This is a genomic window from Nostoc sp., from assembly GCF_036917635.1.
Classification (GTDB): Bacteria; Cyanobacteriota; Cyanobacteriia; order Cyanobacteriales; family Nostocaceae; genus Nostoc.
The window spans coordinates 87,513-101,429 of record NZ_JBALCW010000043.1 but is presented as its reverse complement, the minus strand read 5'-3'; the positions used below and the strand labels follow the sequence as shown (position 1 = coordinate 101,429).

The following is a 13,917-nucleotide window of genomic DNA, read 5'->3' as shown; positions in this document are numbered from 1 at the left end:
TCAAAGGCTAAGAGCGATCGCCAAACAATATTGTTCCTAATCGTACCATCGTTGCCCCTGCTTGCACTGCCAGTTCGTAGTCGCCTGACATACCCATAGACAGGTGCTGCATTTTAATGTGCGACCAGTTTTGCTCTCTTATTTTCTTTGCTAGCTCACGATTGAGATTAAATACATTCAAAATTTCCGGATCATTTAATCCTGAAGGCGGAATTGTCATCAAACCTTGAATTTGTAAATTTTTGTATTGATCGAGTGTGGGTAAATCAGCCAAAAGTTCTGGCACACTCCAACCAGACTTGTTGGGATCGGGGAGAATTTTCACTTGCAGGCAAACCTGGGGACTCACTCCTAGCTGTTGTGCCAATTGATCTAAGCGCTGTGCCAGCTTCAAGTTATCGACGGAGTGAATCCAAGGGAATTGCTCAATGGCTTTTTTGGCTTTATTGCTTTGCAAATGTCCAATAAAGTGCCAGGTAATATCGGGTAAGTCTTGCAACTCGGCTTGTTTGCTGGCGGCTTCTTGGATACGACTCTCCGCAAAATCACGAATTCCTGCGGAGTATGCAGACCGAATGGCCTGGACAGAAACTTGCTTGCTAACAGCAATCAATTTGACTGAAGCTGGTAGAGAGGAACGAATGGAAACAATACGTTCGGAAATCGAACTATTCATTGGAAGGTGCGTTGGAAAACACTCTGAAGCTGATCGTACTCCTGAGATTGTCCACTGCGCCGCAAAGTACGTAAGCGATTTTCCAACATCATTCTCGCCTCAGTACGTCCTAGAGACTGGAATTTAACACCTTTAACGTCATTTGCGACCAAAAAAAACAAGCGCTGGGCATAAAGTGTGGTGAACAAATCCTGGTTGTCATCAACCATACAGATTTTGTAGAGTAAACCCCAAGTTGGATGGTTTATGTAAGTTTCTGCGTTTTCTGGATTCATTTAAGAGTCAAGGTGTAGTCAAGGTGGGAGTATATATCTTTTCGCAGTGAATTCAAAACATTCAGACGATAATACCAACATTCGCCAGAATATTTGCTTAAAATGCAAAACTGCGGTTGCGAAGACCTTGATCTAGTTTCTAGTGGGCAGATGAAGCTAGTGGTAGTGAAGCGCAATGGTACAACATGAAACGCGAAGCGTAGAGGCTTGTCGATAGATTTCGCCGTATGCTTTGGTGACTCAAACACACCAACCTGGCGGCACAAGGCATAAAACAGTCCTGACCCTCTTATTGAAAGTTTAGCGTAGCAAAGGAAAACACTCTTTGAAATTCCCAACGGCAACAGCTAACTTTTCAACTTCTTTCCATACTGCCACAACTATGGGTGAATGGCACAAAATTTGGGAGTGGGGGGATGGGGGAGAAGAATTAATAACCAATGCCCTATTCCCTATTCCCTGATTGCTGATCTAGCATTTTCAGGGCTGCCAGTTGTGCCTGGGCTTTGTGCAGAGATTCATACCATTCTTTCTCAGGCTCGCTGTCTGCGACAATTCCTGCGCCAACTTGTCCCCAGACAATGTTGAGTGTTGAGTGCTGGGGGATGAGTTTTGAGTCAGGAAATGAAGAAGAATTTACTCCCCCTGCCCCCCCTGCCTCCCCTGCCCCCCCTGCCTCCCCTGCCTCCCCTGCTCCCCCTGCCTCCCCTGCCTCTTGAGCCGAGGGGGCTAATAGCAGTGTGCGGATTAAGATATTTAAATCTAAATGACCACGCCAGTCTAAATAGCCACAGGAACCGTAGAACAAGCTGCGCCGCACGGGTTCTAGTTCTTCGATAATTTCCATGCAACGGACTTTGGGACAACCTGTGATTGTGCCACCTGGAAACGTGGCGCGAATCAAATCAATGGCAGTATATTCGCCTTTTAAACTACCTTTGATGTTGCTGACAAGATGCATGACATGGCTATATCGCTCAATTGTCAGCAATTCGTCAACTGTAACCGTTCCCCATTCACAAACTCGCCCTAAATCATTGCGTTCCAAATCCACCAACATGATGTGTTCTGCACGTTCTTTGGTGTTGCTGAGTAAATCTTGTGCCAGTTGCATATCTTGTTCTGGAGTGACACCACGCGATCGCGTCCCAGCGATTGGTCTGGTTTCGGCTTGCCGATTTTGCAACATTACTAACCGTTCCGGCGAACAACTAATCACTTCCCCCCAAGGCGTCTGCCAATAGCTGGCAAAAGGAGAAGGATTAATTTTTTGTAAGGCTTGATAAATTTCCCAACCAGAAGCCGATGTAGCCGCTTGAAATCGCAATGAAAGATTTGCCTGAAAGATGTCTCCAGCTTGAATATATTTTTTTGCCTGGTTTACAGCTGTTTCATAATCTGCTTGCGATGGCAAAAACTGAGGAGATGAGGGAGATGAGGGAGAAAATTCTACTTTGTCCCCTAACTCCCCTTTTCTGTTCTCTAATTTGTACTGGAACTCATCGAGTTTACTTGCATCACTGGCTGCTAGCCAAAGAATTTGTTGCGCGTGATCCAAAACAGCAAAACAATCTGGTTCATACCAAAAAGCTATAGGAAATGGTAGGGGATCAATTTTCTGATCTGGTAACTGTTCAATTTCCCATGCTACATCGTAGCCTAGCCAACCTAACCAACCGCCCGTGAAGGGGAGATGGGGGGCAGGGGGAGCAGGGGGAGCAGGGGGAGCAGGGGGAGAAAATACTACCTTATCCCCGTCATCTCCCCCTACCCCTTGCTGTAACAATTTTTCTAAAAAAGGAAAAACCTCTCCTACTTCTGGTGTCCACATCTGGGGGATGCCATTGACTAGGCGAGGAGCGCCTGCACAGATAGAATATCGGCACAGTTGGGGATGATCGATTGGCGTTGGGTAGGGACTTTCCAGTAGGGTAGCAATTCCCGGTGCGGAGGTGGGTTGAAAAAGAGCAGCAAAAATTTCCGAACCTGTGCGCTTTTCTAAGGGTAGCGATCGCCAATACCAAGCCTTGATCATACTGTTTAAAAGCGTTGTCAATAATTAGTTAACAGTTTTTAGCAGTGAGTAGAAATAACTATGACTACTGACCACTGACAAAATGCAATTACCTATTATGTATTACCACTTTCTCGGTGCAAAATCAGACCTCAGTTCCTATAGCTAGCCGTATTCCCCAGAATAAAATTAAAGTCGCAATAGCAAGCCAGTCACGCGCTTTAAATCGTAAATCGTGCCACTGCACTCGATGCTCGTTGGGACTGGTAAAACCCCGCACCATCATTGCATTCGCCATTTGATCGGCTCGTAAGAGCAGATTTTCTAACAGTCTCTCTGCGACTGTCATCCAAACTTTGAATCCTCCTTTCAATCCTAGCTTTTTCCAATTAATTGCCCTTGTCATCACGGAGCGAAATAAGTTTTGCACTTCTTCTAAAACCAGGGGAATAAAGCGTAACGATAAGGTTAAAGTTAAAGCAATTTCGGTGACAGGCAGCTTGAAGCGTCGCAGGGGTTGCATTAGGCTTTCTATGCCAGATGTGATTTCTTCTGGTGCGGTTGTCAGCAGATACAGGTTGGTGCTGTAAATTACGGTAAATATAATTGTACTCAGACGTACAGCCAAATCCAAGGAATAGCGAGTTACTTTGACTGGCCCTTTGTGAAATAGCACATAGCTGTATTTGTGATTACTTGCTGGCTCTTGAAGAATCTTATTAGAGTTTGCTTGCTGGGTTAATATTTGTTCATTAGCTGGGAGGCGGGACTGATAATTTACACCCATTCCATCAGGACTGATGGCTCCGATCGCTAAGACAAAAAACGATAGTATTAATAGCCAACCCATTTGCTGCTGCCATACTCGCCGGGGAATCCTGGCAATCAAGGTGGCAATAATTAATAGTACCACCAGCAGCACCCGCCAAAAGTTGTTAGCTAAAATATAGCTTGTTAAAAAGCTCATCAACCAGGCGAACTTGACTCGCGGATCGATTTTATGCAACCAAGTTTGGGGTTGTTCTAAATAAAGTCCAAGTGGGAGCGATCGCAATAAATCCATTTTAAAATTAGGAGTTAGGAGTGAGGAGTTATACGGATTACCTGGTAGGTTGCATAGAACAAGGGGTTTAAGCTTCTTGTCTCACCCAGCCTGATTTTATGTAGTTTGACTTTAACTCATAACTCCTAACTTTTAACTCTTAACTTTTAACTCCTAACTTCTAACTTTTAACTTATTTTGACGCGAGTTGCTCTATTAACATTACCACTTTCGGCATCACGGACTTTTTTGCTGCGCCATAGTAAAATAATTGGCGTGCCTTTAAATCCTAGCTGTTGCCGGAATTGGCGTTCAATGTAGCGGCGGTAGTTGTCGTTGAAGCGTTTGGAATCGTTGACAAATAGTGCGATCGTTGGTGGTTGGCTACTTACTTGTGTACCATAATAAATCTTGCCCTGACGCCCACCACGAGATGCTGGCGGTGAATGCCAGCTAACGGCATCTGTTAAGACTTCGTTAATAACTGATGTGCTGACACGGCGTTTGTGTGATTCAGCCGCCGTTTTCACCAATTCGAGAATCTTTTCTACCCGTTGTCCTGACAAGGCGCTCACAAAAATTGTTTCTGCCCATTCGGTAAAATGTAACCGTGATTGCAGAGTTTTTTCGTAGTCGTAGATTGTGTAAGAGTCTTTTTCGACAGCATCCCACTTATTAACGACGATGATGCAAGCTCGACCTTCTTCGATAATCCGCCCAGCTAATTTTTGATCTTGCTCAGTGACTCCATCTACGGCATCTATGACTAATAAAACCACATCAGCGCGGCGAATCGCTTTGAAAGCACGGTTAATACTAAAGAATTCTGTGCCGTATTCTATGTGTTTCTTTTTGCGAATACCGGCGGTGTCAATCAAACGGTAGGTTTGTCCCTCTCGTTCAATGACGGTATCAATAGCATCGCGGGTGGTGCCAGAAATTGGGCTGACAATTGCCCTCTCTTCCCCAACAAAAGAATTGAGTAAGCTCGATTTGCCCACATTCGGGCGTCCCACAATTGCTACTTTGATTTCATTCGTGTCTGGGATGTCTTCAATAGCAGGTATGTGATTAACTAACTCGTCGAGTAACTCTCCTGTCCCACTTCCATGAATTGCGGAAATGGGGTAAGGTTCGCCCAATCCTAATTCCCAAAACTCGGCAGCTTGCATTAAGCCTTGTTCTGGGGATTCACATTTATTTACAGCTAGTAGCACAGGTACGGGTTGTTGGCGCATCCATTCGGCGATTTCTAAATCTGCTGATGTGGGGCCTGTTTGACCATCTACAACAAAAATAGCGCCACATGCTTCTGCAAGCGCTGTCATTGCCTGTTGGCGAATTAGTGGTAAAAATTCGGTATCATCATTAAAAACTAAACCACCAGTGTCTACGACTAAAAATTCGCGGCTATTCCAGAAAGCTGGTAGATAAGTGCGATCGCGTGTCACTCCCGGTTCATCATGGACAATCGCCGTTTGTTCCCCGGCGAGTCGATTAACCAGGGTGGATTTGCCCACATTTGGGCGTCCGATAATTGCAACAATTGGCAGTGCCATAAAACCAGGGTAAGTGAGAGACGTAGTATATCACGTACTTACATTTTACTCGCTTTAAATTGGAAGTTTTAATAATTTCACAATCATCCGAGGCTATGTCAAAGAAACCACTAAGAGGTTTTATAGCGCTTCTCAGGTGGATGAATTACGTATACTACATCATATCAAAATACAAAACCTCACCCCCAACCCCTCTCCGATGCTTTGGAGAGGGGAGATAAAGCACAGCTTTATCGGGGTGAGGCTAAGCTGTACCTCACTGTTATTAAGGATATACTACGTAAAACCGTCTCAATTATTCAACTGATAACTGTTGAACTAAACTTCAAAGCAGGGAGAGGTTTATCGAACTCACGTTAATTTAAAAAATAAAAAAGGTAGGAAATCCTACCTTTTACCCAAAAAAAGCATTTTGTAACCAAATACCAAATTAAATATCACATACGCTTTTGACAAATCTATTGCAAAACTATGACAAGGATATGACGTTTAATTTGTAATTGACTTCGCTAGTGCTGCTAGTTGCAACCCAGGTGAATAACTTGCTTCTTCCTTGATCCGTTTAATTTCAGCATCTGTTACCCGCAAATTTAACTTTTGTGCCAACGCCCTGACAATATCTCCCCGGTCAATTACACCAGCGACAGCACCAGCCGGAGAAAGTACGGTAATTCGAGGTAACTGCTCATTTTCTAGCTTGTTAATTACCTCAGCTATCGTTGTTGCTTCAGCAACAGTGGGTATTTCTGTCAGGGGATGCACAATGCTATGTAAGGTTTGGGTTTCCCATTCACTCCTTTGGGTTAAACGAAAATCGTCAATGGAAACTAGACCCCGGTAACGTCCATCAGATGCGGCAAAATAAATCTGTGAGGGAGTGGTTTCTAATAGGTATAAATCGGCAAAGGATCGCAATGTCTGATCGGCATCAATTACCCGAAAGTCACGAGTCATCGCATCAGCCGCCACGACTTTGAGTAGGCTTTCTTGCAATGTAGTTACGTTGTCATAACTGCTGGCGTTGCGGACAGCAAACCAACCTAACAAAGCAATCCACAAACCAAGTACTAATTCTCTAGTCACAAAATCTACAACAAAGCCTAAAGCGATCGCACTATAACCCAAAATTTGCCCAGCCTTTGCAGCCCAGTGTACGGCTTGAAAACGATTACCTGTTATTTGCCATAGTGCTGCTTTTAACACTTGCCCTCCATCTAGTGGTAAGCCAGGAATCAGGTTAAATAAAGCCACCACCAAGTTAATTCTCGCCAAATCTCCGACCATAACACTGAGGGGACTGGTATCGGGAATTACGGTAACTCCTAGACTGAGCAGGAAAAATAGTATGATGCTCACCAATGGCCCTGCGATCGCTACTTGAAAAGCTTTGAAAGGAGTTTTAGATTCTTCTTCAATAGCAGCAATCCCGCCAAACAGAAATAGGGTGATTGAATTAACTTTAATACCTTGCGATCGGGCTACCAAGCTGTGACCCAACTCATGTAGCAACACCGAACCAAATAGCAGCAGTGCCATAACTATTCCAGCACTCCAAGCTATAACAGTCCCCCATTCTTGATAAGCTACCCCAAAGTTAAGAGTTGCCAACCCTAAAATCACAAACCATAACGGGTCTAAAAACAAGGGAATTCCAAATAAAGACCCAATTTTCCAATTTGTTTGCATTACATTGTCCTAAAACTAGATATCGCCAGTAATTTTTATACTGCAATATTTGCGTATATACTTATACATATATTTCCGAGCATCAATTCAATAGTGCCGAGTTACGAAATGCTCTTATTTCTAGAATAGACAATTAATGCCTGTGAGCAAAGCTCTGAAGTGGGGAATTGGGCATTGGCCATCGGGCATAGGTTATTTCTTCCTTACTCCCCTACCCGTCATCTTGAGTGTGTTCGATGGAAAAATTGGCGTTGATGACATCATGGTTCTTTCTCCTGCATAAATTAACTTACATAAGCCTTACAGAGGGGATTAATCCCGTTTCTAAAGCCATATTCCTCCGTTGATGAAGTAGTTGGAATCGTCTCTCAAGAGGAAGGTTAATACCTCCCCTCTCAGTTAGAGTGACTACACGGAGGCTGACTGGCTAATGCTGATGAGTTATTTTGCTGGAGAAAGAACCAAAATCGTTTTTAGGAGTTTTTGTATTGATTGCGGCGTTATATAACGGTTCTTGTTTACCGGAGGTACACCCGTAGGGGTAGGCCACTGCCCTACCCCTAGACCTAGTGATGTAATGTTGTACCGCATGTAAATTTGAACCGCTATAAGTAACGCCTCTCTCATCGCAAAACTACAGACGACCGATGTTAGTCAGTCCTAAAACGATACCAACGCCAACAATATGACCAAAAGCCATCGCTGCAACGAATGTTGGAATACTAATCGGCAGGATGGGGAACTTGGGGCCAACTAGGGGTTTTTCGATCCTAGTACTTAGTAAAACCATTACTAAGCTGCTGATGCTGATGATGATGCCTACTGTAGGATTCCACGCAGGTGTTGCGGGAACAGTTGCGGATGCTGCTAGTAAAATAGATGAAATCAAGCTTTTGTCTCCTAAAATGTAGACCTACAAAATTATAAAATTACCAAGGCACAAAAGTTTTTCGGATAGTTTAGACTTTCTTGATGATTATTATAAATTTGTTAAATTTTTATGCGCGTTAAAATTTGCGGCATCACTCAACCACAGCAGTCTATAGCGATCGCCTCTCTGGGCGCAACGGCACTAGGATTTATTTGTGTGCCAACCTCACCTCGCTACGTGACTACATCCCAAATTCGGGCAGCAGTAACAGAACTTCCGGCTCATATTGACACAATTGGTGTTTTTGCCAACGCTAGTATCCCCCAAATCAGTCAGATAGTTGTTGATTCTGGGTTGACTGGTGTCCAGTTACACGGAGATGAATTACCAGATTTTTGCTACCAATTACGTCAAGCTTTACCCAATATCGAAATTATTAAAGCATTTAGAGTTCGGAGTCTTGAGCATCTTGACACAGCAGCTAATTACACAAATTACGTAGATACTTTACTACTTGATGCTTACCATCCCGAACAACTTGGTGGTACAGGCAAAACCTTAGATTGGACAATGCTAGAGGAATTTAGCCCCAATTGCCCTTGGTTTTTAGCTGGGGGACTAACAGCAGATAATATTATCGAAGCTTTAAGTCAGGTTAATCCCAGTGGCGTTGATTTGTCTAGTGGTGTAGAACGCACACCTGGAGATAAGGATTTAGATAAAGTAGCCAAGTTGTTTAAGAAATTAGGAAGTAGAGAGTAGAGAATGGGGCGCAGGGGAGCAGGGGAAGCAGAACTATTGACCAATGCCCAATGCCCCATGCCCAACTCTTTAAAAGAATGCTGATTGATGGCGAATCAAGTTAAAAAATTCTTCGCGGGTTTTGTGTTCCTCTTGGAACACACCAACCATTGCACTAGTGACAGTCCAAGAGCCTGGTTTTTGAACGCCGCGCATCACCATACACATGTGGCTAGCTTCCATCACAACGGCTACCCCTTGAGGTTCTAGAATGGTCTGGATTGCTTCGGCAATTTGGCGGGTTAGTCTCTCCTGCACTTGTAAGCGACGGGAATACATCTCAACAATGCGGGCCAGCTTACTCAGTCCCACAACTTTTTGGTTGGGAATATAAGCAACGTGCGCTCTACCCATAAATGGCAGCATGTGGTGTTCGCACAGACTAAAGAAATTAATATCTCTAACTAGTACCATTTCGTTATGCCCTTCATCAAAGATGGCATCGTTAACGAGTTCTTCAAGGGATTGGGTGTAGCCACTGGTAAGAAATCGCATTGCCTCGGCCACTCGCTTAGGTGTTTTGAGGAGTCCTTCGCGTTCGGGGTCTTCGCCAACTCCCAATATTAGTGTCCGCACGGCGTTCTTCATTTCCTCCAGATGTTCCTCTTTTGGGGGGGACACGTCAGCTTGTCGCCCGTTGTGGGTGTTGCGATCGGGTCTAGGAGTTATGGCTTCTGCCAAATCGGGAATCAGAGGCGATTGAGAGGAATTGGAACCGTTGGAAGCAATAGTCATGATTAAGTCTTGGTTATGGTTTGAATTTAGTTAGGAGTTATGAGTTATGAGTTATGAGTTATGAGTTATGAGTTTATGAGTTAAAAATTCTAATTCCTAACTCCTAACTCCTAACTTCGCAATTAAAGTGCGCCGGCGCTGGGCATCAGGGTCAATTCATCAATAACTGCCTCTTGTGGTAACAGAACTGTGTAGAGAATTGACTGAGCGACAATTTCCGGGGTTAACATTTTGGAACGGTCTAAGTTAGCATGGACTGTTTCTGTGTCCCAAAGTTCGGTATTGACTGCGCCAGGACAAATAGCTGTGACCCGAATGCCGTGGGTGCGTTCTTCTTGTGCCAGGGTTTGAGAGAGCGCTATCAAACCAGCTTTGCTGACGCTGTATGCTCCCCAACCGGGAAAGGGCTGTTTGGCGGCAATTGAGGCGACGTTGATAATTGTGCCTGTACCCCGATCGCGCATTGAAGGCAAAATCCCCACAATGCACCCAAACACGCTGGTAAGATTTAAGTCAATTACCTGCTGCCAGTCCTCTAGGGGGGTTTCGGTTAAGGTGCCTGTATAAGCTATGCCCGCATTGTTTACCAGAATGTCTATATCACCAAAGTCAAGGGCGATCGCTTGGATCTTTTCTTTTACTTCAAAGATCCGCGCTAAATCTACAGCGTAAGCTTTCGCTTCCACTCCAGTTTGCTCGACTGCTTTTCTTACCGCCTCCAATTTATCCAAAGAACGGCTGACTAAGGCGACATCTATTCCCGCTTTCGCAAAGGCTAAAGCAGTTGCTTTCCCAATTCCACTACTTGCCCCTGTAATCAGGGCGCGTCGTTTTTGCTCAACACTCATGGTGTCTCCCAATTTTTTGCTAGTTCCCAAAGCCTATTACCACCTAATTATCCACACTTCTCGGTTTGGATAGATTAAAGGAATCTAAAAATCTGATGAGTTTCATTAAGTAACTGCTATAATGCAGTGCAATAGTGGGCGTATTTTGGGTTTTACTAGTGAAGACAAAAAATCACCGCCAGGAAAGCCACGCCGTACACTCAAAATTAAATTACTTAATAACACAAAAGCTACTCAATCAAATTGAGTAGATTTACCAAACATGCAAATGCCTATGGCTAGATTGTTAAAAATCTTTAAGCACATAGGCAATTATAGCATTGCTGCTTTGCTAATCAATTATTATGCGGTGCTGTTAGTGGTCAACTTCTGTAAAAACGCCAATTTTGCGGAATTTTTCATAGCGCAGTTGACGGCGTTCTGGAGCGGTTAAACGATTGAGTTCGTCCAAATTTTCTAATAGCACTTGCTTGAGAATGGTAGCGGCTTTTAAAGGATCGGAATGAGCGCCACCAGTGGGTTCGGGTAGTATTTGGTCGATAATTCCCAACTTTTTCAAGTCGTGGGAAATAATTTTTAGAGCAACGGCTGCTTGGGGAGCCTTTCCAGCATCTTTCCAGAGAATGGCGGCGCAGGCTTCGGGAGTGGCGACGGTATAAACTGAGTGTTCAAACATGAGTAGGCGATCGCCTACACCAATACCGAGTGCGCCACCGGAACCGCCTTCACCAATAACTGTGCAGATAATTGGTACATCTAAGCAGAACATTTCCCGCAAGTTATAGGCGATCGCTTCTCCTTGACCTTGATGTTCTGCTTCTACTCCAGACCAAGCTCCTGGTGTGTCGATAAAAGTTAGTATTGGCATACTAAACTTGTTGGCGTGTTCCATTAACCGCATTGCTTTGCGGTAGCCGCCAGGGTAAGGCATTCCAAAGTTACGGGCAATATTGTCTTTGGTATCACGACCTTTTTGATGACCTAACATCACCACAGGTTGCCCACTCAGACGACCGACACCACCAACTAAAGCCGGATCGTCACCACCAGTGCGATCGCCATGCAATTCCATCCATTCATCACTAATAGCCTGAATGTAATCGAGAGTACTGGGGCGACGCGGATGACGAGCGACTTGCAATCGCTGGGACGGGGATAGACTACTGAAAATTTCCTCACGCAGTTGCATGGCGCGTGCTTCTAGTTGACGTATTTGACCAGAAACATCGACGCCATTTTCTTCTGCAAGTTGCCGAATTTGATCGATTCGGGTTGCGAGTTCTGCTAAGGGCTTTTCAAAATCTAACAGTAGCGGTTTACGCTCGGTAGTTGCCATCGTAGGGGTTATAAGTTACGAGTTATAGGTTTTTCAGAGTTAGGAGTGAGGAGTTAGGAGTGAGGAGTTAGGTATTACAAGGAGTGTACTGGTGAAAGTTTTTAACTTTTAACTCTTAAACTTTTAACTCCTAACTCTTACAGTTAAACCAGCAGTGGTCTAAATCCATGTTTTACTGATACCCGACCAATCTGCTCCATTTTGTCTACGGTAATCTGATTCCGTCCCCATGAAAAGTTCGTGTATAACTTCTCAAATTCCAGCAGCATTGATTCGGCAAAACAAGCAAACAACTGGCGGGCTGGAACGTCCATATTGACGATTTTCATAATTTTCCAGTCAATATCTAGGGAATGCTCTACAATTCCACCATTTAACACATGTACACCAGGATGCTGAATTTTCGTCGCTAAGTTTTTCGGATAACCACCATCAATCAACAAACAGGGTTGTTTCAAAGTGGTGGGTTCAATTTCCACGCCTCTGGGCATACTAGCAACCCAAACTACAACATCAGCTAGGGGCAGTGCTTCTGTCAAACCCATGATTTTTCCTCGCCCCAGTTCGCCTTGCAACTCTTTAAGACGTTCTTGATCGCGAGCTATTAGCAGAAGTTCTTGAACATCTGTTTTCGCATCTAGCCAGCGTGTAACTGCACTGCCAATATCCCCAGTTGCTCCACATATAGCAACAGTTGCTTTTGATAAATCAATTCCTAGTTGTTTTGACGCTTCTTCCACCTGCTTACAAATAATGTATGCAGTATGAGTGTTTCCGGTGGTGAAGCGTTCAAACTCTAGTTTAATGTTGCGGACTTGGCTAAACTGCTCTAACTTAAAGTTTTCAAAAATAATTGAAGAAAATCCGCCTAAAGCTGTGATGTTAATGCCGTGCTTTTGTGCATGGGCCATAGCGTTGAGGATTTTGCGTGTTGCGGCTTTGATGCGGCGACTAGCTAGCATCTCTGGCAAAAAGCAAGATTCTACATACCGTCCTTCAATTTGTTGCCCAGTTACGCTGGTAACAATAATGCTATCAACAATTTGCGGTGGGGCGCTACACCAAAAGTCTAGCCCTTGATCGGCATATTCTGGGTATCCCAATTCTTGAGCTACCGATTGAGCGTGTTCTAAACTAGTCAGATGTCCAATTAGACCAAACATGTAGTGATTATTAGGCTTATGCTGTCTCGAAAGGGTGGAATTTAGTAGAGTTGGGAGTTGGGAGTTGGGAGTTGGGAGTTATGAGTTGGGAGTACAACTCATAATTTCTCACCGATCATTCATTCCTCACTCCTAACTTTTTTTAAGCGGCTATGAGTCCGTAGGCTGACAAGCGCATAATATCGCGTGTTGTAAAACCGATGTTACTTAATGCTTCACCGTACTGAATCATAAAGTCTTCTACCAAAGCATCTTTTTCCATTGCCATTGTGTGGGCATCACCCTCTACTTGGTTAAGCATTTTCCAGACTATGGGTAGGTTTTGGCGATTTGCAAGTTCAAGTTCAGCTTTGGATTCTGTAAAGTGTTCTTTCAACCAAACTTCTCCAAAGTTGAGGTGACTATATTCTTCTTTTACGACTCCCTCAGTAATTTTACGGGCAAAATCGTCGGCAACGGGGATGTAAATGTTATATGCTGCGATCGCAAAACATTCAATAATCAAAGACTGAATCAACAAGCAAGTAACAACTTTTCCTGATGCTGCGGCTGTTTGGAAATTTTGGTGTAGTCCAGAGAAAAATTCCTTAGCAAATTGTAAATCTGGGGTTACTTGCAAATTGCGCCCACAAGCTTCAAATCCTTTCTTATGCCGACTTTCCATCTTAGATAGGCGAATCAATTCATCATGAGATTCTGGCAGCAGTTGGGCTAGTGTGATGTAATTCTCATGGGCTTCTTGTTCCCCTTCAATCACGATCGCATTAATCCGGCTATAAGCATCTTTGTATGTTTCGCTCTTGAAATCTAATTCTTTAAATTCGTCTGTAACTTGCTGCATGGTATGTTTACTCCTGTAAAGGAAAGATTATTTGACACCAGGATTCAATTTACCGCATGAACTGAGGGTA

General features: G+C 44.0%; 13 protein-coding genes. 1 reads left to right on the top strand and 12 read right to left on the bottom strand.

Annotation, left to right across the window (positions count from 1 at the left end):
• Window positions 1-7: 7 nt before the first annotated feature.
• From V7K32_RS12345 to psaK, 7 genes are all read right to left on the bottom strand, one after another.
• Window positions 8-676, bottom strand: coding sequence for a YggS family pyridoxal phosphate-dependent enzyme (locus V7K32_RS12345; protein ID WP_334993524.1), 669 nt, complete (start codon window positions 674-676; stop codon window positions 8-10).
• Window positions 673-951: a transcriptional coactivator PipX gene (gene pipX, locus V7K32_RS12340; RefSeq protein ID WP_100898955.1), complete on the bottom strand. Its 279-nt coding sequence runs from the start codon at window positions 949-951 to the stop codon at window positions 673-675. The genes V7K32_RS12345 and pipX overlap by 4 nt, the downstream gene beginning before the upstream one ends.
• Window positions 952-1,396: 445 nt before the next feature.
• Entirely contained in the window at window positions 1,397-2,986 is a 1,590-nt protein-coding gene (locus tag V7K32_RS12335; protein WP_334993522.1) for an anthranilate synthase component I, read from the bottom strand.
• A gap of 124 nt (window positions 2,987-3,110) precedes the next feature.
• The gene (locus V7K32_RS12330; protein ID WP_334993521.1) at window positions 3,111-4,028 is read right to left on the bottom strand and encodes an energy-coupling factor transporter transmembrane component T family protein; all 918 of its coding nucleotides are present in this window, start codon (window positions 4,026-4,028) and stop codon (window positions 3,111-3,113) included.
• Window positions 4,029-4,195: 167 nt separating this feature from the next.
• Window positions 4,196-5,566, bottom strand: a complete 1,371-nt coding sequence (gene der / locus V7K32_RS12325; protein WP_334993519.1) for a ribosome biogenesis GTPase Der — start codon at window positions 5,564-5,566, stop codon at window positions 4,196-4,198.
• A gap of 489 nt (window positions 5,567-6,055) precedes the next feature.
• Window positions 6,056-7,252: a site-2 protease family protein gene (locus V7K32_RS12320; RefSeq protein WP_334993517.1), complete on the bottom strand. Its 1,197-nt coding sequence runs from the start codon at window positions 7,250-7,252 to the stop codon at window positions 6,056-6,058.
• A 634-nt stretch (window positions 7,253-7,886) separates the two neighbouring features.
• On the bottom strand, window positions 7,887-8,141 hold the full coding sequence (gene psaK, locus V7K32_RS12315; protein ID WP_334884305.1) for a photosystem I reaction center subunit PsaK: 255 nt from the start codon (window positions 8,139-8,141) through the stop codon (window positions 7,887-7,889).
• Window positions 8,142-8,252: 111 nt separating this feature from the next.
• On the opposite strand from psaK, the gene V7K32_RS12310 reads away from it, so the two are divergent.
• Window positions 8,253-8,885: a phosphoribosylanthranilate isomerase gene (locus V7K32_RS12310; RefSeq protein WP_334993515.1), complete on the top strand. Its 633-nt coding sequence runs from the start codon at window positions 8,253-8,255 to the stop codon at window positions 8,883-8,885.
• Window positions 8,886-8,954: 69 nt separating this feature from the next.
• On the opposite strand, the gene folE is transcribed toward V7K32_RS12310, so the two are convergent.
• The 5 genes from folE to V7K32_RS12285 form a co-directional block, all read right to left on the bottom strand.
• Window positions 8,955-9,659 (bottom strand): GTP cyclohydrolase I FolE, encoded by a 705-nt coding sequence (gene folE / locus V7K32_RS12305; protein WP_334993513.1) that lies wholly within the window; start codon window positions 9,657-9,659, stop codon window positions 8,955-8,957.
• 122 nt (window positions 9,660-9,781) lie between these two features.
• Window positions 9,782-10,507 (bottom strand): SDR family oxidoreductase, encoded by a 726-nt coding sequence (locus tag V7K32_RS12300; protein WP_334993511.1) that lies wholly within the window; start codon window positions 10,505-10,507, stop codon window positions 9,782-9,784.
• 355 nt (window positions 10,508-10,862) lie between these two features.
• Window positions 10,863-11,843: an acetyl-CoA carboxylase carboxyltransferase subunit alpha gene (locus tag V7K32_RS12295; protein WP_334993509.1), complete on the bottom strand. Its 981-nt coding sequence runs from the start codon at window positions 11,841-11,843 to the stop codon at window positions 10,863-10,865.
• 143 nt (window positions 11,844-11,986) lie between these two features.
• Window positions 11,987-13,006: a long-chain acyl-[acyl-carrier-protein] reductase gene (locus tag V7K32_RS12290; protein ID WP_334993507.1), complete on the bottom strand. Its 1,020-nt coding sequence runs from the start codon at window positions 13,004-13,006 to the stop codon at window positions 11,987-11,989.
• Between the two features lie 142 nt (window positions 13,007-13,148).
• Window positions 13,149-13,847, bottom strand: coding sequence for an aldehyde oxygenase (deformylating) (locus V7K32_RS12285; protein ID WP_334993505.1), 699 nt, complete (start codon window positions 13,845-13,847; stop codon window positions 13,149-13,151).
• Window positions 13,848-13,917 lie beyond the last annotated feature (70 nt).